The organism is Citrobacter sp. wls619 (assembly GCF_005281345.1).
Taxonomy (GTDB): domain Bacteria; phylum Pseudomonadota; class Gammaproteobacteria; order Enterobacterales; family Enterobacteriaceae; genus Citrobacter.
Genome location: NZ_SZXJ01000114.1, coordinates 1 through 314, shown reverse-complemented (window position 1 = coordinate 314; position 314 = coordinate 1). Strand labels below are relative to the sequence as shown.

Sequence of the window (314 nt, the reverse complement as noted above, 5' to 3'; positions counted from 1 at the left end):
TGTTTAAACTGCTCAGTTGCAGCAGAAAACACCTGTACATCAGTGAAGCTGTTTGCCAGCCAGCCGGAAAACTCCTTATCCAGCGTGTAAAACGGAATAATCAGCACCAGAATGCCGTTGTACATCAGGTTATCCACGGTACGCCGGTAGAACTGTTTCTCCAGCCGTTCACGTCCGGTTTTGTCGCTGTCGCGTTCACCCGTTGTCACATCTCCGTAAGGCGGATTAAGAAACAGCATCGAAAACGCCTGCTGCGAGATAATCGTGTCCATCAGGTCGCCATACAGCGTCACATCAGCCATCGTGGCACAGTG

1 protein-coding gene is annotated in these 314 nt (G+C 51.0%); it reads right to left on the bottom strand.

The genetic code is table 11. From position 1 onward, the window contains the following. Nucleotides 1-314: DUF6094 domain-containing protein (locus tag FDX19_RS25230; RefSeq protein ID WP_249357607.1), on the bottom strand; the 314-nt coding region annotated here is incomplete at both ends.